The organism is Streptomyces vinaceus, from assembly GCF_008704935.1.
Classification (GTDB): Bacteria; Actinomycetota; Actinomycetes; order Streptomycetales; family Streptomycetaceae; genus Streptomyces; species Streptomyces vinaceus.
The window spans coordinates 2,712,988-2,737,239 of sequence record NZ_CP023692.1 but is presented as its reverse complement, the minus strand read 5'-3'; the positions used below and the strand labels follow the sequence as shown (position 1 = coordinate 2,737,239).

At 73.1% G+C, this 24,252-nt stretch carries 26 protein-coding genes and 1 pseudogene; 18 read left to right on the top strand and 9 right to left on the bottom strand.

What is annotated here, in order from left to right:
- The first annotated feature begins 175 nt into the window (after positions 1-175).
- The 5 genes from CP980_RS35880 (at position 176) to CP980_RS11955 (ending at position 5,805) form a co-directional block, all read left to right on the top strand.
- Positions 176-2,095 (top strand): peptidoglycan binding domain-containing protein, encoded by a 1,920-nt coding sequence (locus CP980_RS35880; protein WP_167535823.1) that lies wholly within the window; start codon positions 176-178, stop codon positions 2,093-2,095.
- Between the two features lie 158 nt (positions 2,096-2,253).
- Positions 2,254-3,210 carry an ABC transporter ATP-binding protein gene (locus tag CP980_RS11970; protein ID WP_132756521.1) on the top strand — a complete coding sequence of 319 codons (957 nt, stop codon included), beginning with the start codon at positions 2,254-2,256 and terminating at the stop codon, positions 3,208-3,210.
- Positions 3,210-3,965 (top strand): ABC transporter permease, encoded by a 756-nt coding sequence (locus tag CP980_RS11965; protein WP_132756523.1) that lies wholly within the window; start codon positions 3,210-3,212, stop codon positions 3,963-3,965. Before CP980_RS11970 ends, CP980_RS11965 begins: the two co-directional genes overlap by 1 nt.
- Positions 3,966-4,099: 134 nt before the next feature.
- Entirely contained in the window at positions 4,100-5,191 is a 1,092-nt protein-coding gene (locus CP980_RS11960; RefSeq protein ID WP_229906958.1) for a sensor histidine kinase, read from the top strand.
- The gene (locus CP980_RS11955) at positions 5,188-5,805 is read left to right on the top strand and encodes a response regulator transcription factor (RefSeq protein ID WP_132756525.1); all 618 of its coding nucleotides are present in this window, start codon (positions 5,188-5,190) and stop codon (positions 5,803-5,805) included. Before CP980_RS11960 ends, CP980_RS11955 begins: the two co-directional genes overlap by 4 nt.
- A gap of 12 nt (positions 5,806-5,817) precedes the next feature.
- Here the strand turns inward: CP980_RS11955 and CP980_RS11950 are convergent, their stop codons facing one another.
- Both CP980_RS11950 and CP980_RS11945 read right to left on the bottom strand, forming a co-directional pair.
- Positions 5,818-6,609 carry a transglutaminase-like domain-containing protein gene (locus tag CP980_RS11950; protein ID WP_132756527.1) on the bottom strand — a complete coding sequence of 264 codons (792 nt, stop codon included), beginning with the start codon at positions 6,607-6,609 and terminating at the stop codon, positions 5,818-5,820.
- Positions 6,606-7,604 (bottom strand): GNAT family N-acetyltransferase, encoded by a 999-nt coding sequence (locus CP980_RS11945; protein WP_150528141.1) that lies wholly within the window; start codon positions 7,602-7,604, stop codon positions 6,606-6,608. The genes CP980_RS11950 and CP980_RS11945 overlap by 4 nt, the downstream gene beginning before the upstream one ends.
- Before the next feature lie 117 nt (positions 7,605-7,721).
- Between CP980_RS11945 and fdxA the strand changes: the two genes are divergently transcribed.
- Both fdxA and dapC read left to right on the top strand, forming a co-directional pair.
- On the top strand, positions 7,722-8,051 hold the full coding sequence (gene fdxA, locus CP980_RS11940) for a ferredoxin (RefSeq protein ID WP_048475372.1): 330 nt from the start codon (positions 7,722-7,724) through the stop codon (positions 8,049-8,051).
- A gap of 160 nt (positions 8,052-8,211) precedes the next feature.
- Positions 8,212-9,312: a succinyldiaminopimelate transaminase gene (gene dapC / locus CP980_RS11935; RefSeq protein WP_150528140.1), complete on the top strand. Its 1,101-nt coding sequence runs from the start codon at positions 8,212-8,214 to the stop codon at positions 9,310-9,312.
- An 81-nt stretch (positions 9,313-9,393) separates the two neighbouring features.
- On the opposite strand, the gene CP980_RS11930 is transcribed toward dapC, so the two are convergent.
- A complete protein-coding gene (locus CP980_RS11930; protein ID WP_150528139.1) occupies positions 9,394-9,825 on the bottom strand; it encodes an ATP-binding protein in 432 nt (143 codons plus the stop codon).
- A 239-nt stretch (positions 9,826-10,064) separates the two neighbouring features.
- Complete coding sequence (locus tag CP980_RS11925) at positions 10,065-11,045, bottom strand: hypothetical protein (protein ID WP_444545606.1); 981 nt, start codon at positions 11,043-11,045, stop codon at positions 10,065-10,067.
- Positions 11,046-11,123: 78 nt separating this feature from the next.
- On the opposite strand from CP980_RS11925, the gene dapE reads away from it, so the two are divergent.
- A complete protein-coding gene (gene dapE / locus CP980_RS11920) occupies positions 11,124-12,203 on the top strand; it encodes a succinyl-diaminopimelate desuccinylase (RefSeq protein WP_132756537.1) in 1,080 nt (359 codons plus the stop codon).
- A 64-nt stretch (positions 12,204-12,267) separates the two neighbouring features.
- Positions 12,268-13,026, top strand: coding sequence for an LOG family protein (locus tag CP980_RS11915; RefSeq protein ID WP_132756539.1), 759 nt, complete (start codon positions 12,268-12,270; stop codon positions 13,024-13,026).
- A gap of 50 nt (positions 13,027-13,076) precedes the next feature.
- Here the strand turns inward: CP980_RS11915 and folP are convergent, their stop codons facing one another.
- A complete protein-coding gene (folP, locus tag CP980_RS11910; RefSeq protein WP_099889633.1) occupies positions 13,077-13,937 on the bottom strand; it encodes a dihydropteroate synthase in 861 nt (286 codons plus the stop codon).
- An 85-nt stretch (positions 13,938-14,022) separates the two neighbouring features.
- Here folP and CP980_RS11905 point away from each other — a divergent pair, with 85 nt between their 5' ends.
- Complete coding sequence (locus tag CP980_RS11905) at positions 14,023-14,382, top strand: DivIVA domain-containing protein (protein ID WP_132757224.1); 360 nt, start codon at positions 14,023-14,025, stop codon at positions 14,380-14,382.
- Positions 14,379-14,954, top strand: a complete 576-nt coding sequence (locus tag CP980_RS11900; RefSeq protein ID WP_132756541.1) for a DNA-3-methyladenine glycosylase I — start codon at positions 14,379-14,381, stop codon at positions 14,952-14,954. Before CP980_RS11905 ends, CP980_RS11900 begins: the two co-directional genes overlap by 4 nt.
- 23 nt (positions 14,955-14,977) lie before the next feature.
- On the opposite strand, the gene chcB is transcribed toward CP980_RS11900, so the two are convergent.
- Positions 14,978-15,781 carry a 2-cyclohexenylcarbonyl CoA isomerase gene (gene chcB, locus CP980_RS11895; protein ID WP_132756543.1) on the bottom strand — a complete coding sequence of 268 codons (804 nt, stop codon included), beginning with the start codon at positions 15,779-15,781 and terminating at the stop codon, positions 14,978-14,980.
- A gap of 333 nt (positions 15,782-16,114) precedes the next feature.
- Here chcB and CP980_RS11890 point away from each other — a divergent pair, with 333 nt between their 5' ends.
- Both CP980_RS11890 and CP980_RS11885 read left to right on the top strand, forming a co-directional pair.
- Positions 16,115-16,282 carry a DUF3117 domain-containing protein gene (locus tag CP980_RS11890; protein ID WP_003966491.1) on the top strand — a complete coding sequence of 56 codons (168 nt, stop codon included), beginning with the start codon at positions 16,115-16,117 and terminating at the stop codon, positions 16,280-16,282.
- A 135-nt stretch (positions 16,283-16,417) separates the two neighbouring features.
- Positions 16,418-17,035: a phosphatase PAP2 family protein gene (locus tag CP980_RS11885; RefSeq protein ID WP_229906935.1), complete on the top strand. Its 618-nt coding sequence runs from the start codon at positions 16,418-16,420 to the stop codon at positions 17,033-17,035.
- Positions 17,036-17,063: 28 nt separating this feature from the next.
- Here the strand turns inward: CP980_RS11885 and CP980_RS11880 are convergent, their stop codons facing one another.
- A complete protein-coding gene (locus tag CP980_RS11880; protein WP_132756547.1) occupies positions 17,064-17,726 on the bottom strand; it encodes an O-methyltransferase in 663 nt (220 codons plus the stop codon).
- 216 nt (positions 17,727-17,942) lie between these two features.
- Between CP980_RS11880 and sigE the strand changes: the two genes are divergently transcribed.
- The 5 genes and pseudogenes from sigE to CP980_RS11855 all read left to right on the top strand — a co-directional run bounded on the left by sigE (position 17,943) and on the right by CP980_RS11855 (position 22,288).
- On the top strand, positions 17,943-18,722 hold the full coding sequence (sigE, locus tag CP980_RS11875; protein ID WP_078864465.1) for an RNA polymerase sigma factor SigE: 780 nt from the start codon (positions 17,943-17,945) through the stop codon (positions 18,720-18,722).
- Positions 18,719-18,808, top strand: a pseudogene (locus tag CP980_RS36715) (hypothetical protein); the annotation flags it as partial. The gene sigE and the pseudogene CP980_RS36715, both read left to right, overlap by 4 nt.
- A gap of 383 nt (positions 18,809-19,191) precedes the next feature.
- A complete protein-coding gene (locus CP980_RS11865; RefSeq protein WP_229906956.1) occupies positions 19,192-20,811 on the top strand; it encodes a S1C family serine protease in 1,620 nt (539 codons plus the stop codon).
- A gap of 106 nt (positions 20,812-20,917) precedes the next feature.
- Complete coding sequence (locus tag CP980_RS11860) at positions 20,918-21,355, top strand: sec-independent translocase (protein ID WP_132756551.1); 438 nt, start codon at positions 20,918-20,920, stop codon at positions 21,353-21,355.
- A gap of 150 nt (positions 21,356-21,505) precedes the next feature.
- Entirely contained in the window at positions 21,506-22,288 is a 783-nt protein-coding gene (locus CP980_RS11855) for a hypothetical protein (protein WP_150528135.1), read from the top strand.
- A gap of 80 nt (positions 22,289-22,368) precedes the next feature.
- Here CP980_RS11855 and CP980_RS11850 read toward each other — a convergent pair whose 3' ends face one another.
- Together CP980_RS11850 and CP980_RS11845 are read right to left on the bottom strand one after the other, a co-directional pair.
- Positions 22,369-23,484 (bottom strand): Mrp/NBP35 family ATP-binding protein, encoded by a 1,116-nt coding sequence (locus CP980_RS11850; protein WP_099895398.1) that lies wholly within the window; start codon positions 23,482-23,484, stop codon positions 22,369-22,371.
- An 87-nt stretch (positions 23,485-23,571) separates the two neighbouring features.
- Entirely contained in the window at positions 23,572-24,123 is a 552-nt protein-coding gene (locus CP980_RS11845; protein ID WP_132757226.1) for a DUF1003 domain-containing protein, read from the bottom strand.
- Between the last annotated feature and the right edge of the window lie 129 nt (positions 24,124-24,252).

The following is a 24,252-nucleotide window of genomic DNA, read 5'->3' as shown; positions in this document are numbered from 1 at the left end:
TCACGGGGGTTGGAGCGGTGCCCGCGCGCTGCTCGGAGGGGGCGCGCGGGGGTTGAAGAGGAACCCCTGATTCCTCTAGGACAGTTGCGCGAGGGCGGCGGCCAGTATGGTGGTCGGGCCGCCGAGCTGCCCGCGCACGGCACGCGGGCGGCGGAGCCAACCGGGAGAACCTGCCTTGAGTCGTGAAACCGACAGTTCGTCCTCCGGGCCCCAGGGGCGCGGTGGAGCCGCCTACCCCTCGGGTACACCGCCGTACGGAACCGGCCGGAACCCGTCCTTGCCTGTGCCGCCTGGGCCTGGCGCGGCGACTGCCTCGGAGGAGAACCCTGTGACCTCGAACCCGTCCACGCCCGACACCGACGGGCCGAAGACCGAGACCACCCTGACGACCCGGATCCGGATCAACATCCCGGGTTCGCGGCCGATCCCGCCGGTGGTCGTACGCAAGCCGGTGGCGGCCGCCGCCGAAGCGGAGCCGGAGGCCGAGGCCGCCGTCGAGCAGCCCGTGGCGGAGCCCGAGCCCGCCGCCGAGCCCGAGGAGGCGACCAGCAACTGGTTCGCCCCGCGCAAGTCGCCCGCCCCGGCGCCCGCGCCGGCCCCGGCGCTGCCGACCCGTACCCCGGCCGCGACCGGCCCCGCGCCCGCACTGCCCACCCGTACGCCGGCCGGACCCGGCCCGGTGCCGCCCGGCCCCGGCGCCGGCTTCGCGCCCGGCGCCCCGGCCGGCCCCGGCCCCCGTACGGGCGCCCCGGCCGGCCCCGGCTTCGACGCCCGCCGCCCGGGCCCCGAGGCGCCGCCCGCCCCCCGGATGCCCGGCGGCCCCGGCGTCGGCACGCCCGTGGGCCACGCCGGCTACGGCGACACCGACGCCGGACCCGTCACCGAGGCGTTCCCCGCGTACGGCGGCCCGGTCGCCTCCGGCGCGCCCGCGGGCCCCACCGCGGGCCCCGCGCTCGGCTCGGTGCCCGTCGGCGCGCCCCGCGGCGAAGAGGCCCCCCGCTGGCCCGGACCCGAGCTGGACGACCCGTTCCCGCCGGTCCCCTCCCCGGGCGGTCCGGGCCCGCGCCCCGCACCGGTCCCGACGCCGGTCCCGGCTCCGGCGGCGGCCGCCCCCGCGCGCCCGAAGCCGGCCTCCATGACGCCGACCAAGGTGAAGAAGGGCCGCTCCAGGCTGGTCCTCCTCGGCGGCGGCCTCATCGCCCTCCTCGGCGTGGCCTACGGCGCCGGGCTGCTGCTCAACCACTCCGACGTCCCCAAGGGCACCACCGTCATGGGCGTCGACATCAGCGGCAGCCGCGACGAGGCCGTCGGCAAGCTCCAGACGGCGTTCGGCAACCGCGCCGCGTCCCCGCTCGCGCTCACCGTCGGCGGCAAGCAGGTCGAGCTCAAGCCGGAGAAGGCGGGCCTGAGCCTGGACGCGCAGACCACCGTGCGCAACGCGGCGGGCAGCGACTACAACCCCGTCACGGTCATCGGCTCCCTCCTCGGCAAGGAGCGCATCGCGGAAGCCGAGTTGCCGGTCGACGAGGAGAAGCTCCAGGTCGCGCTCCAGGAGCTGGCCGGGACCGCCGGAACCGCCACCGAGGGCACCATCACCTTCGACACGGGCAAGGCGGTCGCCGTCCCCGGCAAGCCCGGCACCACCCTGGACGCGGGCGCCTCCGCGGAACTGGTCAAGAAGGCCTTCCGCGAGCTCGTCGCCACCGGCAAGGCGGCCCCGGTCGAACTCCCGGTCACCACCAAGAACCCGGTCGTCGACCAGGCCGAACTGAACCGGGCCATGAAGGAGTTCGCCGAGCCCGCGATGTCCGGTGTGGCCACCGTCAAGGCGGGCGGCAAGTCCCTCCCGTTCGGCGCCAAGTCCCTGCCCAAGATCCTCAGCATGCAGCTCGTGGACGGGCACCTGACCGAGAAGTACGACCTGGAAGCGCTCAAGGCGACGTACGGGAACACCTTCGACGGTGTCCTGATCACCCGCGGCACCGGCGAGAAGACCGCGGTCACCCCGCAGGACGTCGTCGGCGCCCTGCGCCAGGCGCTGCGGGGCAAGACCGCCGCCGAGCGGACCGTCACGATCGACACCAACGCCGGCTGACGGGACGAGCGCCCTGAGGAGCCCCCGTCCGACCCTCGGGCGGGGGCTCCCGCACGTCCGCCGCCGGCTCCGTCACGCCGGTCGCATGACATCTGTCATCCACCGCTCACGACGGCAGACACTGCCGCCCGCACCCCCGTACGGGGGAATCTTGGGTCATGACGACGACGACCCCGGCGCACACCACCGCCGTGACGGACACCGGCCCCGGCGCCGGGCCCGTGGTGGCCTTCCGACACGTGACCAAGAGCTACGGCGCGGTCCGCGCGGTCGACGGCCTCTCCCTCGAACTCCACCCCGGCGAGACCGTCGCCCTGCTCGGCCCCAACGGCGCCGGCAAGTCCTCCACCCTCGACCTGCTGCTGGGCCTGCGCCCCGCCGACTCCGGCACCGTCACGCTCTTCGGCACCACCCCCCGCGAGGCCATCGCGGCCGGCCGCGTCGGCGCGATGCTCCAGAGCGGCGGCCTGATGGAGGACGTGACCGTACGGGAGATCGTCGCCCTCGGCTGCGCCCTGCACCCCCGCCGCCACCCGGTAGAGGAGGTGCTCCGCCGCGCCGGGATCGCCGAGATCGCCGACCGCATGGTCAACAAGCTCTCCGGCGGCCAGGAGCAGCGCGTCCGCTTCGCCCTCGCCACCGCCGGGCACAACGACCTGATCGTCCTGGACGAACCGACCACCGGCATGGACGTCACCTCCCGCCAGGCCTTCTGGGCCACGATGCGGGACCAGGCCGCGCAGGGCCGCACGGTCCTGTTCGCCACCCACTACCTGGAAGAGGCCGACGCGATCGCCGACCGCGTCCTCGTCCTCAACAAGGGCCGGCTGCTCGCCGACGGCACCGCCGCCGAGATCAAGGCGAAGGCGGGGGCCCGCCGGATCGCCTTCGACCTGGCCGCGGACGCCCCGGTGGACGAGGGCGCGCTGCGCGCCCTGCCGTACCTGACGTCCTACGAGCGCCGCGGCGACACGGTCCGGCTCCAGTCGCGCGACGCCGACGCCACCGTCCACGCCGTGTACGCGCTGGGGCTCTACCCCCGGAACCTGGAAGTCGCCGGGCTGGGCCTGGAGCAGGCCTTCCTCGCCCTCACCGAGGCCGAGGAGGCCGAGTAATGCCGACCACCGGAACGCTCCAGCTCATCAAGCTGGAGATCAGCCGCGCCCTGCGCAACAAGAAGTACCTGTTCTTCACCGTCCTCTACCCGGCCGCGCTGTTCCTGATGCTCGGCGGCACCCTGAACGGCACCACGAAGGTCATGGGCACCGAACTGACCATGCCGGCCTTCTACATGGTCGCCATGGCCTCCTTCGGGGCCCTGACCGCCGTCCTGATGGGCAACAGCGAGCGCATCGCCAAGGAGCGCGAGAAGGGCTGGGTCCGCCAGTTGCGGCTGACCGCCCTTCCCGGCCGCGGCTACGTCCTCGGCAAGACCGCCAGCGCCGGCGTGCTCTCGCTGCCCGCCATCCTGGTCGTGTTCGCGGTCGCCGCGCTCGTCAAGGGCGTACGGTTCGACGCCTGGCAGTGGCTCGCCCTGACCGGTTCCATCTGGGCCGGCAGCCTGGTCTTCGCCGCCCTGGGCGTGGCGATCGGCTACCTGGCGAGCGGGGACACCGTCCGCCCGATCACGATGCTGTTCTACTTCGGCCTGTCGATCCTCGGCGGCCTGTGGATGCCCACCGCGAACTTCCCGCAGTGGCTGCAGAACGTCTGCGAGTGGCTGCCCACCCGGGCGTACGCGGGCCTCGGCCAGGCCATCGAGCTCGGGGGCGCACCCCACCTGAAGGACGTGGCGATCCTCGCGGTGTACTTCGTACTCTTCACCGGTGCCGCCGCCTGGCTGTACCGCAAGGACTCGCTGAAGGCATGACGGGTGTGACGAGCGTGATGGGTGCGACGGGGACGACCGGCGGGACCGGCGCGGAGCCGGTGGCCGAGACCGGCCTGCTGGGAACCAAGGGCGGCCCCCGGGTCGGGCTCCGCCCCGAGAACCGCCGGCAGAAGATGGTGAAGTCGCTGTGGATCAGCGTCTGGCTGTTCTACCTCAGCGCCCCCGTCACCGACCTCGTCAGCGGCGGACACAGCCTCGGGGCCCGGCTGCTCGGCGCCCTGGGGCTGGCGGCCTTCGTCGCCTGGTACCTGCTCCTGGTCTTCCGCACCGCCCGCCAGACCGAGACCCGGCGCGTGCTGCTCTCGGTGGCGGTCCTCTCCGCCCAGGCGACGATCCTGTCGCTGGCCCTGGGCCGCGAGTGGCTCGTCCTGTTCGTGTACGTGGCGATCGCCTCCGGCGCCGCGCTGCCGGGGGAGATCTCCCGGTTCACGGTGCCCGGCGCCACCGCGCTGCTCGCACTGACCGCCTTCGCGGTGCCGGGCGGCGACGCGTACCTGGCCGGGCTGCTGATCCCGGCCCTGATGGGCGGATTCGCGATGGTCGGCATCCGCGCGATGATCCGCACGACGATGGAACTGCGCGAGGCGCGGGCCACGGTGGCGCAGCTCGCCGCCAACGAGGAACGGCTGAGGATGGCCCGGGACCTGCACGACCTCCTCGGCCACTCGCTGTCCCTGATCACGCTCAAGAGCGAGCTGGCGGGGCGGATGCTGCCCGGCCACCCCGAACAGGCCGCCCAGCAGGTGGCGGACATCGAGCAGGTCAGCCGGCAGGCGCTGGTCGACGTACGGGAGGCCGTGAGCGGCTACCGGCGGCCGACCCTGCCCGGCGAGCTGGCGGGCGCCCGCACCGCGCTGACGGCGGCGGGCGTCGCGGCGGACCTTCCGGCGGAGCCGGTGGAGGACCTGCCCGAGGAGGCGGAGTCCGCGCTGGCCTGGTCGCTGCGCGAGGCGGTGACGAACGTGGTCCGGCACAGCGGGGCGCAGCGGTGCACCGTCCGTCTGGAGGTCCTCCAGACCCTGGCCGGACGGATCGCGGAGCTGTCGGTCACCGACGACGGCGGGGGAGGTCCGGCGGTGGCGGGCAACGGCCTGACGGGCCTGACGGAACGCCTGGAGGCGGTGGGCGGGACCCTGTCGGCAGGACCGGCGGGCAAGAAGGGCTTCCGCCTGCTGGCCCGTGTCCCCCTAGGATCAGGATCATGACCACACGCCCCATCCGGATCCTCCTGGCGGAGGACCAGTCCATGGTCCGCGAGGCCCTCGCGGCCCTCCTCGGACTGGAGCCGGACATCGAGGTGCTGGCCCAGGTCGCCCGCGGCGACGAGGTGGTGCCGGCGGCCCGGGCGCACGACGTGAACGTCGCGCTGCTCGACATCGAGATGCCGGGCATGACGGGCATCGAGGCGGCGGCCGCCCTGCGCGCCGCGGTACCGGACCTCAAGATCGTCGTCCTGACCACCTTCGGCCGCCCCGGCTACCTGCGCGGGGCGATGGAGGCGGGGGCCTCGGCCTTCCTGGTGAAGGACGCCCCGGCCGCGCAACTGGCCGCGGCGGTACGCAAGGTCCTGGCGGGCGAGCGAGTCATCGACCCCACCCTGGCGGCCGCGGCCCTGGCCGAGGGGGCGAACCCGCTGACGGACCGCGAACGGGAGGTCCTGCGCGCGGCCGAGGCGGGATCCACGAACGCCGAGCTCGCGGCCCTCCTCCACCTCTCCCAGGGCACGGTCCGCAACTACCTCTCGACCGCCATCCAGAAGCTGGCCGCCCGCAATCGCGCCGAGGCCATACGCGTGGCCCGCGAAAAGGGCTGGCTGTAGCGGCCGGCCGGCCTAGTTCAGCAGCGCGCGGGCGGACAGGGCCTCGCCCCGGATCCGCGCGGCGGCCGGCGGATCGATCGCGTCGACCACCTCGGCATAGGACTCCATCTCGGCGGCGCCCGAGGCGAACTGGCCCCGTTCGACCAGGAGCTTCGCCCGCTCGTACCGCAACGACGCCGGGTGCGAGGGCAGCAGCAGTGACAGCTCCAGCGCCCACAGCGCCACCCCCGACTGCTCCGGCCGCGCCGAGGCCCACGCCCTGATGTTGTTCAGGATCCGCAGCACGATGTCCAGGGTCCGCGCGGGTGTCCGCGGCTCGGCCGCCTGCTCCGCCGGACCGGCCCCCAGCGAGGCGCCCCCGGCGAACGGGTCCACCACCAGTCCCTCGGCCGGGTCCCCGAACCCCACCACGAAGTGTCCCGGCAGCCCCAGCCCGTACACCGGCGCACCCGCGCGCCGGGCCACCTCCAGCCAGACCACGGACAGGAGGATCGGCAGGCCCCGGCGCCGCCGCAGCACCTCGTGCAGCAGCGAGGACGACAGCCGGTCGTAGTCCGCGGGCGTGCCGTGGAAGCCCATCCGTCCGCCCAGCAGCTCCGTCACCGCCGAGGCCCACGCCTTCCCGCCGCGCAGCCCGTACGGGAGCATCCCCGCCAGCCGGTCCAGCTCGATCTGGGCCCAGTCCATGGCCCGTTCGTCCAGCTCCGGGTCCGCCTCCGCGGCCAGCAGCAGGCACAGCAGGGCCAGATCCGGCCGCTCCGAGCGGGCCTCCTGCGCGAACCGCGCCCGGGACTGCGCGCTCATCGCGCCGCCTCCGCCCGGAAGCGGAAGTGGTGGTAGGAGTGGTGCGTCGCGAAGCCCAGCCCGTCGTACAGCGCCCGTGCCCCCGCGTTGTCCGCCTCCACCTGGAGCCACGCCGCCGAGGCGCCCTCCTCCAGCGCCCGCCGGGCCAGTACCGCCATCACCGCGGTGCCCAGGCCCGCGCGCCGGTGCTCCGGATCCACCTCGACCGCCGCGAAGCCCGCCCACCGGCCGTCCACCACGAGGCGCCCGATCGCCCGCCCGGGCAGCGTCGCGAACCACACCGAGGGCCCCGCCACCAGGACGCGCCGGGCCACGTCCGGGTCCTCGACCCGACCGTACCTCCCGAGCCACTCCTCGTCCGGGGCCCGGGTCAGCCGTACCTCGGCGGCATCCGTACCGGCGTCCACGTCCGCGACCGGCGCCAGCGCCCCGATCCGGACCTGCGCCGACACCTCGTTCACCCAGCCCCGGCGCTCCAGCTCCGCGCCCAGCAGCTCCTGCGTGCCGACCGCGCCCGTCGCCGTCTGCACGTACGCCGGAAGTTCACGTTCCGCGTACCAGGCCGTCACCCGCGCGAGTGCTTCGTCCAGGGGAAGCCCCGGGTCGCCGAGCGGCAGCACGGAATTGGCCCGCCGGGTGAAGCCGCCGGCCGCGCGCAGGGTCCACCCGCCCAGGGGCTCGCTCTCCAGTGGCTGCCAGGCCCGCGCACCGACCCGCGCCAGCTCCTCGAAAGAGGCCGCGGGACCCCGCCGCCGGGCCGGCGCCGGGGGCACGATCTTGCCCGCCACCAGCGACGATTCCGGGATGTGGACGATCTCGCCGCTCTTTCGTGTGATCGTCAGCACACCTTGGTTCCAGGATGTGAGAACCCCTACCGTGTCAGTGAACGACGGCGCCCCGTCCGCCCCGCTCTCCACCCGTCGTACAGAGACTCGTTTACCCACGTCAGCCGGGGTGATACGGATCTCCAGCAGCCCACCGGCAGTGATTTCCACAGCTCTGTCCGCCCCTCCTGTTCGGATCGTGCCCGGGAACGGAGATACTAGGCGTGGGCATCGACGACGCCGCGCTCCCGCGCGATATGGAAAGCCCTACCGAGGAGGAACGAGAGCGTGACCTACGTCATCGCGGAGCCTTGTGTCGACGTCAAGGACAAGGCATGCATCGAAGAGTGCCCCGTCGACTGCATCTACGAGGGCCAGCGGTCCTTGTACATCCACCCGGACGAGTGCGTCGACTGTGGTGCGTGTGAGCCGGTCTGCCCGGTCGAGGCCATCTTCTACGAGGACGACACTCCGGAAGAGTGGAAGGACTACTACAAGGCGAACGTCGAGTTCTTCGACGAGCTCGGTTCGCCCGGTGGTGCCTCCAAGCTGGGCCTGATCGAGCGCGATCACCCCTTCGTCGCGGCGCTTCCGGCGGACATCAACCCGAGTCACTGACGACGGTCGTACCGCCAGATCCGCCCCTCGGTCCCGTCCGGCTCGCGTGCCGCGCGGGACCGAGCCGTTTGCCCGTACGGCCGGCCCGCCCCGTACGCCGTACCGCCGGCAGGTCCAGCAGGTCCAGCACGTCCAGCACCAGTAGAGAGCAGAGAACACCGTGGCCGCAGTATCCGCACGTCTTCCCGCCTTCCCCTGGGACAAGCTGGAGCCGTACAAGAAGACGGCGGCGGCCCACCCGGACGGCATCGTCGACCTCTCCGTCGGCACGCCCGTCGACCCGGTCCCGCAGCTGGTCCAGGACGCCCTCGTCGCGGCCGCCGACTCCCCGGGCTACCCCACGGTGTGGGGCACGGTCGCGCTGCGCGACGCGATCACCGGCTGGCTGAAGGGCCGTCTCGGCGCGAGCGCCGCCGGACACCGCAACGTCCTGCCGGTCGTCGGCTCCAAGGAGCTGGTGGCCTGGCTGCCGACCCAGCTGGGCCTGGGCGCCGGGGACAAGGTGGCGTACCCCAGGCTCGCGTACCCGACGTACGAGGTGGGCGCGCGGCTGTGCGGCGCGCAGGCGGTGGTCTACGACGACCCGATGGAGCTCGACCCGGCCGGCGTGAAGCTGCTGTGGCTCAACTCCCCGTCCAACCCGACCGGGAAGGTCATCCCGAAGGAAGAACTGGTCCGGATCGTGGCCTGGGCGCGCGAGCACGGGATCCTGGTCTTCAGCGACGAGTGCTACCTGGAGCTCGGCTGGGAGGCCGAGCCCGTCTCCGTCCTGCACGACGACGTCTGCGGCGGATCGTACGAGGGCATCGTCGCCGTCCACTCCCTCTCGAAGCGCTCCAACCTGGCCGGCTACCGGGCCGCGTTCATCGCCGGTGACGCAGGGGTGCTCGGCGAGCTGCTGGAGATCCGCAAGCACGGCGGCATGATGACCCCGGCGCCGGTGCAGGCGGCCACGGTCGCCGCGCTCGGCGACGACGCGCACGTCGAGGAGCAGCGCGGGCGCTACGCGGCGCGGCGCGAGGCGCTGCGGGCGGCGCTGGTGGCGCACGGCTTCCGGGTCGAGCACAGCGAGGCCAGCCTGTACCTGTGGGTGACCCGGGACGAGGCCTGCTGGGACACGGTCGCCCACCTCGCCGAGCTGGGCATCCTGGTCGCACCGGGCGATTTCTACGGTGAGGCGGGCGCGGAGTTCGTCCGCGTCGCCTTCACGGCGACGGACGAGCGGGTCGAAGCGGCGGTCAAGCGCCTCGCGTCCTCCTGATCCGGCGCGCAGCCGTGAACGGCCCGAGGGGCCGGGAGTTCGTGCTCCCGGCCCCTCGGTGTTCCCGCGCGTGCGGCCGGGTCAGCCGCCCAGCAGCCCCTGGGTGGGGAGCGAGTTGGTCAGACCGCCGGTCGGCAGGTCCCCGGTCGGCAGGCCGCCGGTGGTGAGGGCGTCGGTCGGCAGGCCGCCGGTCGGCAGGGTGTCCGTCGGCAGGCCCTTGGCCGGCAGTCCGCCGATCAGGCCGGTCGCGGTGTCGGTGACCCCGGCGGGCGCGCCGGGAACGGCCTTGGCGGCGGTGTCCGTCGCGGTGGTGGCGGCGGCCTCACCGGTGCCCACCACGTCGCCCGCGGGGCCGGTGGCGTCCGAGGCGACCGGGCTGGTGAGCGCGCCCAGCTGCGGCACGGACTCCAGGCCCGCGGCGTTCGCCGCGCCGGCCGCACCGACCACGGGAGCTGCCCCGGCTGCGAGCAGCAGCGCGGTACGGGCGATCCGGCGGGTCAGGGGGAGGGACATGATGCTCCTAAGCGGTAGCGGCTGAGTACGCCGTGTACAACCGCTCGGGGGGCGGGTGGAGTTGCGGAGACCCCGGGTAAAGGATCGGTAACGCATCGTTTAATCGGCCTGCGCGCCAACCACCTTGGCACCGCGCCGACCAGGGGTTCCGTCCTCCCGGAGCCCGCCCGGGCCGGGTGTCCGGTCACCCCCGGGCGGGGGAAGCCTCGTACACGCGACCCCACGGCGGGAGCGGCGCGTCACTGGGCCACGAAGATCCGCACCGAGCCGTTCTCCGCCCGGTGGGGGTCGGACGCCCCTGCCTTGCCCTTGCCCTGCGCCCCGGCCGGGCCCAACTGCTGCCACTCGCCCTTCGCCTGGCCGGCCACCCAGCTCGCCGGGCCGTACGAGACCCGGACGACCCCCATACCGCGCGCGTTGGCCACCGCCCAGCCCGCCATCACCTTGCTGCCGCGCGCCGCGGAGGCGCCGCCGTCCTTCTTCTCGACGAAGGTCACCTCGGCCTCCTTCACCTTCCCGGCCGCGTCCTGCGTACGGCGCGGCTCCGCCGGGGCGGTGTGCATCTTGCTCTTGGCGAAGATCCGGGTCAGCTCCGTGCGCACCTTCTCCGGATCGCCCGGCGCGGTCGGCGCGGGCCCGCCGCAGGTCAGCTCGCCGTCCCCGGCGAAGGCCGCCGCGATCACGACCGCTTCCGGCTCGTGCTTCGCGTACGCCTCGGGGTAGCCGCTGCGCTGGACCTCCTGCGCGGCCTCCGTCAGCGGGAGATCGGCGTACCCCTTGACCTCGACGAGGTGGTCGTAGAACTTCCCGGCCGAGTACACCGGGTCCATGATCTGCTCCTCGGTGCCCCAGCCCATCGAGGTCCGCTGCTGGAACAGCCCCAGCGAATCACGGTCGCCGTGGGGGAGGTTGCGCAGCCCGGACTCCTGCATCGCGGTCGCCAGCGCGATGGTCAGGGCCCGGTCCGGCAGGCCCTTGGCCACGCCGACCGCGGCTATGGTGGCCGCGTTGCCCGCCTGTTCCGGGGTCATGTCGACCCCCTGCCCACTCGTCCGCGCGCTGGCGGTGCAGTGCGGTGCCCCGCCACCGCCGTTCGTCGAGTTGTACTGCACGGCGAAGTAGCCGATCAGTGCGAGCAGCACCAACACACCCGCGCACGTGAGCAGCGGCCGGCGTCGGCGACGAGGACGGGGGGGATCGTTCCGGGTCACGGCGCCCACCGTACTTGAGCCATACGACGCGTCCACCGGCCGGACCGTGAGAGCTTCGCCGCAGTCCTGGGCGTTAGGGTCTGAGCCATGTCCGAATCCGAGCTGGACCTCACCCTGGACGCCGCCGAGCTGACCGCCCGGCTCGTCGACATCCCGTCCGTGAGCGGCGACGAAAAGGTCCTCGCCGACCTGGTGGAGCACGCCCTGCGCGCCCTGCCGCACCTCACGGTCGACCGGTACGGCAACAACGTCGTGGCGCGTACGCACCTCGGCAGGGCCGAGCGCGTCGTCCTCGCGGGCCACCTCGACACCGTGCCGATCGCCGGCAACGTCCCGTCCCGCCTCGACGAGAACGACGTCCTGTGGGGCTGCGGAACGACCGACATGAAATCCGGCGTCGCCGTGCAGCTGCGCATCGCCGCGACCGTGCCCGAGCCCAACCGCGACCTCACCTTCGTCTTCTACGACCAGGAGGAGGTCGCCGCCGACCTCAACGGCCTGGGCAAGGTCGCCGAGGCCCACCCCGACTGGCTGACCGGTGACTTCGCCGTCCTGCTGGAGCCGTCGAACGCCGAGGTCGAGGGCGGCTGCCAGGGCACCCTGCGCGTCCTGCTCCGCACGAGCGGCGAGCGCGCCCACTCCGCGCGCAGCTGGATGGGCTCCAACGCCATCCACGCGGCGGCCCCCATTCTCGCCAAACTCGCGGCCTACGAGCCCCGCAAGCCGGTCATCGACGGGCTGGAGTACCACGAGGGCCTGAACGCGGTCCGCATCGAGGGCGGCGTCGCCAACAACGTCATCCCCGACGCGTGCACGGTCACGGTCAACTTCCGCTTCGCCCCGGACCGCAGCATGGACGAGGCGATCGCCCACGTCCGGGAGGTCTTCGCCGACTGCGGCGTCGACGAGTTCGTGATCGACGACTTCTCGGGCGGCGCCCTGCCGGGCCTCTCCCACCCCGCCGCGGCGGCGTTCATGGAGGCGGTCGGCGGCCGCGCCATGCCGAAGTTCGGCTGGACGGACGTGTCCCGCTTCAGCGCCCTCGGCGTCCCGGCGGTGAACTACGGCCCGGGCGACGCCCTGCTGGCCCACAAGGTGGACGAGCACGTGGGGACGAAGGCCATCCTCCACTGCGAAGAACGACTCCGCGCCTGGCTGACCTCCTGAATTCCGCTTGTCGTCACCTTTGTGCGCCTAATCTGATCCAACGATCAGCAGGAGGGAGCACATCATGGGCAACTCCGAAGGGTCCGCTCGTCGTCGGCCCGAGGAGCAGCAGCTCGGGCCGGTGCTGCGCAGGCGGAGCCAGGTACAGGCGGGCAGTACGACGGACCAGCGGCTGCTGGATTCCGCCGGGCCCTCCGAGTGGGTGCACACCGATCCCTGGCGGGTCCTGCGCATCCAGTCGGAGTTCATCGAGGGCTTCGGCACGCTGGCGGAGCTGCCGCCGGCGATCAGCGTGTTCGGTTCGGCCCGTACGCCCGTCGGCTCGCCGGAGTACGAGGCCGGCGTGCGGATCGGCGGCGCGCTCGTCGAGGCGGGCTTCGCGGTGATCACGGGCGGCGGCCCGGGCGCGATGGAGGCGGCCAACAAGGGCGCCCGGGAGGCCAACGGCATCTCCGTGGGCCTGGGCATCGAGCTGCCCTTCGAGCAGGGGCTCAACCAGCACGTGGACCTCGGGCTGAACTTCCGGTACTTCTTCGTCCGCAAGACGATGTTCGTGAAGTACAGCCAGGGCTTCGTGGTCCTGCCGGGCGGACTCGGCACGCTGGACGAGCTGTTCGAGGCGCTGACCCTGGTCCAGACCCAGAAGATCACCCGGTTCCCGATCGTGCTGTTCGGGTCCGCGTACTGGTCCGGTCTGGTCGACTGGCTGAAGAACACGGTGATCGCGCAGGGCAAGGCCTCGGAGCGCGACCTCTACCTCTTCCACGTCACGGACGACGTGGACGAGGCGATCGCGCTGGTGACCAAGGAAGTCGGCAAGTAGCCGCAGCCGCTACGCGAGCCCCCGGCGGCCCACCGCCGGGGGCGCGTGGCTCAGGCCAGTCCGCGGCGGGCCACCGCGGGCGGCCGGTGGCCCTGGATGGTGCGCACCATGTCCAGGACCTGCTTCGTCTCCGCGACCTCGTGGACGCGGTAGACCTGGGCGCCGAGCCAGGCCGAGACGGCCGTCGTGGCCAGGGTGCCCAGCAGGCGCTCCTTGACCGGCTTGTCCAGGGTCTCGCCGACGAAGTCCTTGTTGGACAGGGAGACCAGCACCGGCCAGCCGGTGTCCGTCATCTCGCCCAGGCGGCGCGTGGCCTCCAGCGAGTGGCGGGTGTTCTTCCCGAAGTCGTGGCCCGGGTCGATCATGATCGCGTCCCGGCGGACGCCGAGTGCGGCGGCGCGTTCGGCCAGCCCGACCGTGACCCGCAGGATGTCCTCCATCACGTCCTCGTACGCGATCCGGTGCGGCCGGGTGCGGGGCAGGGCGCCGCCCGCGTGGGTGCAGACCAGGCCGGCCCCGTGCCGTGCCGCGACCTCGGCCAGCTTCGGGTCCACCCCGCCCCAGGCGTCGTTCAGCACGTCGGCTCCGGCTTCGCAGACGGCCTCGCCGACCTCGTGCCGCCAGGTGTCCACGCTGATCACCACGTCCGGGTGGCGGCGCCGCACCTCGGCCACGAAGCCGACCGTGCGCCGGGCCTCCTCGGCCGCGTCCACGTGCTCGCCCGGGCCCGCCTTGACCCCGCCGATGTCGATGATCGCGGCGCCCTCGGCGACCGCCTGCTCGACCCGGTCCAGCGCGGGCTCGTCGCGGAACGTCGCGCCCTGGTCGTAGAAGGAGTCCGGAGTCCGGTTCACGATGGCCATGATCACCGGCTCGTGGGTCCCGAACTCGCGCCTGCCCAGTCGCAGCATCCCGTTCTTTCCTCCTCCGGCGGCCCTCGCGCCTCGCTGCGACCTTAACCTGGTGGCCGGTGGCCCGATGATGTCTCTCAGGGAGTTGCTCGTGTTCTGGTTCTTGCTGATCGCGCTGGTCGTGGTCGTCGCGGCGGTCACCCTGGCCGTGGTGGGCGGTGGTTCCGAGGCCGTACTGCCGGAGGCGGAGCCGGACCGGGTGGCCGACGCGCTGCCGGAGAACCGCCCGGTCGTACGGGCTGACATCGACGCCCTGCGCCTGCCGGTGTCGCCGCGCGGCTACCGGATGGCCGAGGTGGACGACGTACTGGAGCGGCTCGCGGCGGAACTCGCCGAGCGGGACGCGCGGATCGCGGAGCTCACGGCGGCGGCCGCGCACGGGCGCGCGCAGGCGCCGGCCGCGGCGGTCGACCTGCACAAGGACGCCCCGGGGGAGGCACGGTGACGGCGATCGCGGGTCCGGACGGGGGTCTGCGCTGCCCCTGGGCGCTGGCCACCGAGGACTACATCGCCTACCACGACACCGAGTGGGGCCGCGCGGTCCACGGGGACGACGCCCTGTACGAGCGGCTGTGCCTGGAGGCCTTCCAGTCGGGGCTGTCCTGGCTGACGATCCTGCGCCGGCGGGAGGGCTTCCGCAGCGCCTTCTCGGGGTTCGTGATCGCCGAGGTCGCCGCCTTCGGGCCGGCCGACGCGGAGCGGCTGCTCGCCGACGAGGGGATCATCCGCAACCGGGCCAAGATCGAGGCCACGCTCGCCAACGCGAAGGTGCTGGCGCAGTGGGAGCCGGGCGAACTGGACGCGCTGATCTGGTCGCACGCGCCGGAGCCGGGGCGCCCGGCGCCCGCGACGATCTCCGAGGTGCCGGCGGTGACGCCCGAGTCCACGGCCCTGTCCAAGGCGCTCAAGAAGGCCGGCATCCGCTTCGTCGGACCCACGACCGCCTACGCGCTGATGCAGGCCTGCGGGCTGGTCAACGACCACCTGGCCGCCTGCGCCGCCCGTACCCCCGCCTGAGACGGGGGCAGGGGGCGGCCGCCTCAGCGGCCCAGGTACTTCGGCGGCTGCTTCGCGAGGAAGGCCTGGACGGCGATCGAGTGGTCCTCGGAGGCGCCGGCGCGCGCCTGCAGGGTGTCCTCGTGGTCCAGCGCCTCGGACAGCGAGTGCGAGGCCCCGTAGGCCAGGGATTCCTTCAGGGCCGCGTAGGCCACCGTCGGCCCCTCGGCCAGGGTGCGGGCCACCGCCTCCGCCTCGGCGTGCAGGGAGTCCGAGGGGACCAGGCGGTTCACGATGCCGAGCTCGTACGCCTCCTGCGCCTTCACCGAGCGCGGGAAGAGCAGCAGGTCGGCGGCGCGGGAGGCGCCGATCAGCCGGGGCAGGGTCCAGGAGACGCCCGAGTCGGCGGTCAGCGCCACCCCCGCGAAGGAGGTGTTGAAGGAGGCCGTGTCGGCGACGACCCGGAAATCCGCCGCCAGCGCGAATCCGAAGCCCGCTCCGGCCGCCACGCCGTTGACGCCCGCCACCACCGGCTTGGGCATCTCGGTCAGGGCGCGCACGATCGGGTTGTAGTGCTCCGCGACCGTGTTCATGGTCAGCGAGGAGCCGCTCTCGCGGTCCGCCGCCAGGTTCCCGATGTGCTCCTTGAGGTCCTGGCCGACGCAGAACGCCCGGTTGCCGGCCGCCGTCAGGAGCACCGCGCGGACGGCCGGATCGGCGGCCGCGGCCCGGACCGCGTCGCGGAGCGCGACCTTGGCCTCGGTGTTCATCGCGTTCATGGCGTCGGGACGGTTGATCGTGATCTTCGCGAGTCCGTCGGTCACTTCGTAGAGCACGCTGTCGGCCATGGCAGGGGGTCCCCCTTCGTCGCGGGCTTGGCTACCGGCCGGTACCGGCCGGTGCAAGGGCCAGCATGGCGGACCCGGCCGCTCCGGGGCATGTGATGTGCGTCAAAGAAAGCGGAGGGCGTACGCCGGGTGCGGCGGCGAAGTATCGCAGGCACGTCCCCGAAATGAGTGGTTTTGGCCGAGCGCGTTGCGCAAGCGTTCCCTGCCGATGTTGGTCATCGGGTCCTGACATGCGGGATAATGGCCAAGAAGCAATGTGTTCGATGCCGGGTTCCAGGCGCCTGAATGGGGCCGTCGGCTGACGATGAGCTGGTTTCAGGAAGGGGAACGAGCATGGCGGCCATGAAGCCGCGGACGGGCGACGGCCCGCTCGAGGTCACCAAGGAGGGGCGGGGCATCGTCATGCGCGTACCGCTCGAGGGCGGCGGTCGGCTTGTCGTCGAGCTGACTCCGGACGAAGCGGACGCCCTGGGTGACGCCCTGAAGAAGGTCGTCGGCTAACTCCGTCGGCAGCACCGCAGTACCCGTATTCTCTGCGCCGCCCCGGCCGCCCACCAGCGGCCGGGGCGGCGTTGTGTCATGTCCGGGGCGGACCTGGTCCCCCGGCCGTACCCCTGCGCCCCGCGGAGCCCAGCCGTGACCTTCTCCCCGCCCGCGCCGCCGGCCTTCGCCGACTGCACCCCCCGCCAGAAGGCCGCCCGCCTCGTATCCGACGGGCTCGCCCCGGCGAACATGGTCGTCGCCCTGCTGCTGCTCATCGGAGGGCACAGCGGTGCGTCGTGGACGGGTCTCGGCTGGGGTCTGCTCGCCGCCCTGTTCTGCGGCGCGGCCCCGATCGCGATCATCGTCGTCGGGGTGCGGCGGGGGTCGCTGACCGACCCGCACATACGGGTGCGCGGGCAGCGGATCGTCCCGATGGCCCTGAGCCTGCTCTGCGTGCTCGCCGGGGTCGTTCTGCTGCGCGCCCTCGGCGCTCCGGCAGAGGTGTTCGCGCTCGTCGTCGCGATGCTCGTCGGCCTCGTGTCCTCGCTGCTGGTGACGGTCGTCTGGCAGATATCGATCCACATGGCGGTGGCCGCGGGCGCCGTGATGATCCTGCTGCTCGTCTTCGGGCCGCGGGTGCTTCCGGCGGTCCTGATCGCCGCCGCCGTCGCCTGGTCCCGGCTGGTCCTTCGGGCGCACACCCCGGCCCAGCTCCTCGCCGGCACGGCGCTGGGCGGTACCTCCGCCCTCACCTTCGTGCTGCTGAGCTGAGCGGGGTCGGTCGCCGGGGCCCGTCGGCTCAGCGCCGGACCGCGCACAGCAGGCCGTCGCCCACCGGGAGCAGGGCCGCCTCCAGGGCCGGGCTCTCGCGGACGCTGCGCAGCAGCTCCCGTACGCGCAGCACCTCGGTCTGCTGGGCCGACCCGTCGACGGTGCGGCCGTCGGAGAAGACCCCTTCGAAGCAGACCAGCCCGCCGGGGCGCAGCAGGCGCAACGATTCGGCGAGGTAGTCGAGGGACTCGGAGGGGTCCCCGTCGCAGAAGACGAGGTCGTACCCGCCGTCGGCGAGCCGGGGGAGTACGTCGAGTGCGCGGCCGGGGATGAAGCGGGCGCGGTTGCCCGCGAAGCCGGCGGCGCGGAAGGCCTGGCGGGCGAAGGCCTGCCGGTCGGCCTCGGGGTCCACGGTGGTCAGCACCCCGTCGGGGCGCATGCCGTGCAGGAGGTGGATGCCGGAGACGCCGGTGCCGGTGCCGATCTCGGCCACCGCCTTGGCGTCCGCGGTGGCGGCGAGCAGGCGCAGCGCGGCCCCGGTGCCCGGGGAGACGGACCGAAGGCCCGCTTCCCTGGCCCGGTCGCGGGCCCACCGCAGAGCGTCGTCCTCGGCGACAAACGCGTCGGCGAACGCCCAGCTCGTCTGCCGGTTGCCGGTAATGACCCTCTCCTGTCCCCATAGTTGGCGCAACGGTGACTGTATCCGTTGACGTCGGGAACCCGCAGATGGGACCGGGCGTTGGAGAAAACGGCGGCGGACTGAACCAGCGCGGCGAAAAGGGGCGTATGGGCGGGCCGCGGCCGGGATAGATGGGGCGGCAGTGGGCAGATCGACGGCCCGGCCCGTCGCGGACCCGTGCAAAGTTACTGCAAAAACGCTTATCCGGAGCTGACGGGAGGGGTGGCTATGGTAGGGACTCCACTGGACACCACCAGAGCCGATAGGGGAGGTGCGGCTGCGCCTGTGGATCGTGGAGGGGTGTTCAGACGCCTCTTCTGGTCGGCTGGTGAGCCGAAATCCGTGACCGACATTGCTGACCGCTTCCACACCGCTGCCACCGCAACCACCGCGACCTTTGCCGCCGATGCGGGCACCCAGGCGTGGACCCCTCCTTCATGGGAGGAGATCGTCAGCACGCACAGTGCGCGGGTCTACCGCCTCGCCTACCGTCTGACGGGCAACCAGCACGACGCCGAGGACCTCACGCAGGAGGTCTTCGTCCGCGTCTTCCGTTCGCTGTCCACCTACACGCCGGGCACGTTCGAGGGCTGGCTGCACCGGATCACCACCAACCTCTTCCTCGACATGGTCCGCCGCAAGCAGCGGATCCGCTTCGACGCGCTCGCCGACGACGCCGCCGAGCGGCTGCCGAGCCGCGAGCCGTCCCCGCAGCAGGTCCTGCACGACACCCACTTCGACGCGGACGTGCAGCAGGCGCTGGACACCCTCGCGCCCGAGTTCCGCGCCGCCGTGGTGCTGTGTGACATCGAGGGCCTGTCGTACGAGGAGATCGCCGCGACGCTGGGCGTGAAGCTCGGCACCGTGCGCAGCCGTATCCACCGGGGCCGCTCGCACCTGCGCAAGGCGCTCAAGCACCGGTCCCCCGAGGCCCGGGCCGAGCAGCGGGCGCTGGCGGGAGCGGCGGTGGGCGCTCCGGGCGCCGGGGGAGAGGGCGGAACCGAGTGAGCGGAGTCAGTCCCTCTCCTGCCGAACAGCACCTGGGTGACCGGCTGGCCGCACTGGTCGACGGGGAACTGAGCCATGACGCGCGCGAGCGGGTCCTGGCGCATCTGGCCACGTGTGCCAAGTGCAAGGCCGAGGCCGATGCGCAGCGCCGCCTGAAGAGCCTTTTCGTCGAGAGCGCGCCGCCGCCGCTGTCGGCCGGGCTGCTGGCCCGGTTGCAGGGGCTGCCGGGCGGCGGTCCCGACGGGCCGTCGGGTCCGTCCTCCCGTCCGCCGGCTCCGCCGGGCGCGGAGCTCTTCGGGTACGTGGCCCCGGCCGCGCCGCAGCAGGGCTTCCGCATCCACGAGGTGGGCCGGCCGCGGCGCCGTTTCGCGTTCGTGGCGGCCGGGGCGGTCTCGCTGGCCGCGATCGCGCTGGGCGGCTCGCTGCCGGTCGACTCGCTGGATCCGGCCGTACGGGGCGAGGCCCCGGCATCGCGTCCCGGCCCGGCGGTGTCGGTGACGGACGCGGTGGTCCGCGACCGCGAGCGCGCTCCCGGTCCCGGCTTCGTGGCGGGGCCCCGTCCCACGGCTCCGCTCCCTCCGGTCCACCCCTCGATCTCGCCCCGCCCGGTCTCGCTGACCCGCTGAGGACGGGTACCGGGGGCGGAGCCCCCGGTCGGCGCGGGACCTGGTTGAATCTGCGGCAGATGCGCCGCCCGGCGGTGCTACAGGTACTTCCCCCTGTCTCCGCCGGGGGACCCCCAGGGAGCGCGCCCATGGCCGACCAGCCGCAGTCCGACACGGCCCCGAAGTGGTGGAGCCGCCCCGCCGCACCCCAAGCGGAGGCGGGCTCCGCCGCGGCGGAGCGGCCCGCGCAGCCGGACTCCGTACCGGCGGCCGATACGGAGCCCCTGCCCGCCGAAGCCGTACCCGCGCCCCGGTACGACCCCTGGGGCGAGCAGCCACTCCAGGTCGCGGACCGGGGCAAAGCGGCCGGCGGCGGGCCCGTCGTACGGGTGCGGCACGCCCTCGCCCTCGGGCTCGGCATCGCCCTGCTCGCGGGAGGCGTCGGCGGGTGGCTCGGCGTGCTCGCGGAGCGCCGGAGCAGCACGCGCCTCGAACTCCCCCAGGCCGCCGTCGAGAGCAAGAACCGCGCCCCCGAGAGCGTGGCCGGCATCGCCGCCACCGCCCTGCCCGGCGTCGTCACCCTCCACGTACGCGGCAGCGCCGGCAGTGGTACCGGAACCGGGTTCGTCCTCGACGGGCAGGGCCACATCCTCACCAACAACCACGTCGTCTCCGACGCCAAGGACATAACGGTCACCTTCAGCACCGGCGAGAGCGTCACCGCCCAGCTGGTCGGGCGCGACAGCGGCTACGACCTGGCCGTGGTCAAGGTCGACGGCGTACGGGGCCTGCAGCCGCTCTCCCTCGGCAACTCCGAGAACGTGAAGGTCGGCGACCCGGTCGTGGCCATCGGCGCGCCCTTCGACCTCTCCAACACCGTCACCGCCGGCATCATCAGCGCCACCGGCCGCCCCATCACCGCCGGCGGGGACAAGGGCGACGGCAGCGACATCAGCTACGTCGACGCCCTCCAGACCGACGCCCCGATCAACCCGGGGAACTCCGGCGGCCCGCTCCTGGACGCCAAGGCCCGCGTGATCGGCATCAACAGCGCCATCCGGGGAGCCGACGCAAGCGGCGATGGCGCAGAACGCGCCAAGCAGAGCGGCAGCATCGGGCTCGGCTTCGCCATCCCGGTCAACCAGGGCAAGCGCGTCGCCGAGGAGCTGATCCGCACCGGCCGGGCCACCCACCCCGTCATCGGCGTCACCCTCGACATGGAGTACACCGGGGACGGGGCCCGCGTCGGGACCAAGGGCGAGGGCGGCAAGCCCGCCGTCACCCCGGACGGCCCCGGTGCCCGGGCCGGGATCCAGGGCGGCGACGTGATCACCAAGGTGGACGGCGTGCGGGTGCACGGCGGCGACGAGCTCGTCATCAAGATCCGCGCCCACCGCCCGGGAGACCCCCTCGCCCTGACCGTCCTGCGCGACGGCCGGGAGCGCACCCTGGACCTGGTCCTCGGTTCGGCGAACGGATCATGACCAGATGGAGAATCCCGGGCCGATGCCGCACCGATGTATGGGCCCGCCGACAAGGCCGGGTACCGTGTGTCGTGGCCCGAAGTGAAAAGAGCCGAGGAGCGGCAAGGTGTTCAACGACATAGGCGCACTCGAGCTGGTCACCATCGTGGTGCTCGCCATCCTCATCTTCGGTCCGGACAAGCTGCCCAAGGTGATCCAGGACGTCTCCGGGGTCATCCGGAAGATCCGCGCGTTCTCCGACAGCGCGAAGCAGGACATCCGCTCCGAACTCGGTCCCGAGTTCAAGGACTTCGAGTTCGAGGACCTGAATCCGAAGACGTTCCTGCGCAAGCAGCTGAGCGAGAACGAGGACCTGAAGGAGATCCGCAGCACCTTCGATCTCCGCAAGGAGCTGAACGACGTCACCGACGCCGTGAACAGCCGCGAGGGCGACTCCGCCCCGGCCGCCTCCGCCGCGCCCCCGGCCACCGGCCCGGACCTGCTGAAGAAGGCCGCCGCCCCGGCCGCCGAGCAGCGCACCCCGTACGACGCCGACGCCACCTGAGACACCCCTCGTTTCGAGCCTTCCGGGCGATTCGGGGTCCGGTGGCTATCCTCCATGAGTCCGGACCCAGGACGCCCCAGGGTGGGGGTCCCCCCGACGACACGTGGGGGTGGGCGCGTTCCGGACCCCACGGAACGAGAGGCCGCATCGATGGAGACGACGAGCAGTAGCCGGGTAGGGGTACAGCCCGCCGAGGCGCCCGCTCCCGCTGCCGCACCAGCTGCACCAGCCGCGCAGCCGCAACCCGGGCCGGCCGAGACCGCCGCCGCGTCCCCGCAGGCGGCGCCCGCGCAGCCCGAGCCCCAGCAGCCCGAGGAGGGCGCCGTGCCCGTCCCGGCGGCCCGCCGGGCGGTGGAGGCGTACCTGCGGGCCGAATTCCCCTGGTACGGGCTGGACGGGGCCTACACCGGCCCGCGCTGGCTCATGCAGGTGGGCACCGGGGCCGACGGCACCGTCGAGCACGGTTCCACCGGCCACGGCGACGAGCCCTCCGCGCGCGGGGAGCTCGCCACCGGCGAGAAGGAGCGCTTCGCGGTGGTCGTCACCGTCGCGAGCAACCCGCTGCGCCGCAGCAGCGACGGCACCGGCGTCCTGGAGGCCACCTCGGTCTCCTCGGCGGCCTGGCTGGCCGGCTCGGGGCTGCTGGCCTACAGCTGGCCGGGCCAGATGGACCACACCCTGCGCGACGACTGGCTCGACCAGCAGACCGAGGCCGCCTGGGAACTCGCAGACGACCTCGCGGGCCCGGACTGGTCGACGCTCTCGCTCCCGGTCGACGGGGAGCCGACGCCGTTCCACTACCGCGAGTCGGAGTTCGGCTGGGTCCTGGCGGGGTCGACGAAGGGCGGCGTGCACGTGGGCGCGTACGGGCGCGGGATGAGCGCGTACGGGCTCGGCTTCTCGGTGATCGCCGATCTGGCCGCGTACGCGTAGTCCGGATACGGGAAAGGGCACCGCCGGCCGGCGGTGCCCTCCTCGTTCCCGGCGTTTGTTCCCGGCGCCGTTCGCGGCGCTCAGAACTTGTTGCGCGGGGTGATGCCCAGCGACATGCCGGCCAGGCCGCGCGCGCGGCCGCCCAGCTTGCCCGCGATGGCGCGCAGCGCCGCACCGGCCGGGGAGTCGGGGTCCGAGAGGACGACCGGCTTGCCCTCGTCGCCGCCCTCGCGCAGCCGTACGTCGATCGGGATCGAGCCGAGCACCGGCACCGTCGCGCCGACCGTCTTCGTCAGGCCGTCGGCGACCTTCTGGCCGCCGCCCGAGCCGAACACGTCCACCATCTCGTCGCAGTGCGGGCACGGCAGCCCGGACATGTTCTCGACGACGCCGACGATCTTCTGGTGCGTCTGCACCGCGATCGAGCCGGCCCGCTCCGCGACCTCGGCCGCCGCCTGCTGGGGCGTGGTCACGACGAGGATCTCCGCGTTCGGCACCAGCTGGGCCACCGAGATCGCGATGTCGCCCGTACCCGGCGGCAGGTCCAGCAGCAGGACGTCCAGGTCGCCCCAGAACACGTCCGCCAGGAACTGCTGGAGCGCCCGGTGGAGCATCGGTCCGCGCCACACCACCGGCGCGTTGCCCGGGGTGAACATGCCGATGGAGATGACCTTCACGCCGTTGGCCGAGGGCGGCATGATCATGTTCTCGACCTGGGTCGGGCGGCCCTCCACGCCCAGCATGCGCGGCACGCTGTGGCCGTAGATGTCCGCGTCGACGACGCCGACCTTCAGTCCGTCCGCGGCCATCGCCGCGGCCAGGTTCACCGTCACCGACGACTTGCCGACGCCGCCCTTGCCGGAGGCCACCGCGTAGACGCGGGTCAGCGAGCCCGGCTTGGCGAAGGGGACCTCGCGCTCGGCGGTGCCGCCGCGCAGCGTGGCCGCCAGGTCCTTGCGCTGCTCGTCGCTCATCACGTCCAGCGTGACCGCGACCGAGGTGACGCCCGCGACCCGCTCGACGGCCTCGGTGACGTTCTTGGTGATCGTCTCGCGCATGGGGCAGCCCGACACCGTCAGGTAGACCGTGACCGCGACCTCGCCGCCCTCGCCGATCTCCACCGATTTGACCATGCCGAGCTCGGTGATCGGCCGGTGGATCTCGGGGTCGTTCACCGTCGCCAGCGCGTCGAGGATCGCGTCCTGCTCAGGCACGGCGGCGGAGCTTGTGTCGGTAGCCATGCCCCGATGGTACGGCTCGGTAGCCTGCCTCCGGAAAGGCCGCTAGCGGTCGCCTTCGTCACTCTCCGCCGGGAACAGCCGGCGCTCGTCCATCTCCTTGATCAGGTCCTGGAACTCCGACCTGATCCAGTCGCGGGTCGCGACCTCGCCCAGGCCCATCCGCAGCGCCGCGATCTCCCGGGTCAGGTACTCGGTGTCGGCGATGGAGCGCTCGTTCTGCTTGCGGTCCTGCTCCAGGTTGACCCGGTCGCGGTCGTCCTGCCGGTTCTGCGCGAGCAGGATCAGCGGGGCCGCGTACGAGGCCTGCAGCGACAGCATCAGCGTCAGGAAGATGAACGGGTACTCGTCGAACCGCAGGTGCGTGGGCGCGAAGATGTTCCACAGCACCCAGACGATGATGACCAGCGTCATGTAGACGATGAACCGGCCCGTGCCGAGGAAGCGCGCCACCCGCTCCGACAGCCGCCCGAACGCCTCCGGGTCGTACACCGGGAGCACCCGCCGCCGGTCCGACCGGGGCTGGTCCAGGCGCACCCGCGGCGAGCGGCTCAGCGCGGTCGACCCGGTCGAGGCGGAGGCCGCCTTGGACCGCATCCGCTCGGCGGCCTCTTCCTCCCGGCCGGTCAGCCCCTGCTCGCGCGCGAACTCGCGGGCGTGCTCGCGCGCCAGCTCCCGCCGCACGCGGATCTGCTCGCGGCGCCGGTCGCGCGCCGGCTCGCCGCC

Coding starts and splice junctions, on each gene's coding strand:
- CP980_RS11965 (WP_132756523.1), top strand. CDS start 3,210: ATGCCGACCACCGGAACGCTCCAGCTCATCAAGCTGGAGATCAGCCGC.
- CP980_RS11845 (WP_132757226.1), bottom strand. CDS start 24,123: ATGCGGTCCAAGGCGGCCTCCGCCTCGACCGGGTCGACCGCGCTGAGC.
- dapE (WP_132756537.1), top strand. CDS start 11,124: ATGTCCGAATCCGAGCTGGACCTCACCCTGGACGCCGCCGAGCTGACC.
- CP980_RS11970 (WP_132756521.1), top strand. CDS start 2,254: ATGACGACGACGACCCCGGCGCACACCACCGCCGTGACGGACACCGGC.
- CP980_RS11955 (WP_132756525.1), top strand. CDS start 5,188: ATGACCACACGCCCCATCCGGATCCTCCTGGCGGAGGACCAGTCCATG.
- folP (WP_099889633.1), bottom strand. CDS start 13,937: ATGCTGCGACTGGGCAGGCGCGAGTTCGGGACCCACGAGCCGGTGATC.
- CP980_RS11960 (WP_229906958.1), top strand. CDS start 4,100: ATGGTGAAGTCGCTGTGGATCAGCGTCTGGCTGTTCTACCTCAGCGCC.
- CP980_RS11950 (WP_132756527.1), bottom strand. CDS start 6,609: ATGAGCGCGCAGTCCCGGGCGCGGTTCGCGCAGGAGGCCCGCTCGGAG.
- CP980_RS11855 (WP_150528135.1), top strand. CDS start 21,506: ATGGAGACGACGAGCAGTAGCCGGGTAGGGGTACAGCCCGCCGAGGCG.
- sigE (WP_078864465.1), top strand. CDS start 17,943: ATGGTAGGGACTCCACTGGACACCACCAGAGCCGATAGGGGAGGTGCG.
- CP980_RS11915 (WP_132756539.1), top strand. CDS start 12,268: ATGGGCAACTCCGAAGGGTCCGCTCGTCGTCGGCCCGAGGAGCAGCAG.
- chcB (WP_132756543.1), bottom strand. CDS start 15,781: ATGGCCGACAGCGTGCTCTACGAAGTGACCGACGGACTCGCGAAGATC.
- CP980_RS11890 (WP_003966491.1), top strand. CDS start 16,115: ATGGCGGCCATGAAGCCGCGGACGGGCGACGGCCCGCTCGAGGTCACC.
- CP980_RS11930 (WP_150528139.1), bottom strand. CDS start 9,825: ATGTCCCTCCCCCTGACCCGCCGGATCGCCCGTACCGCGCTGCTGCTC.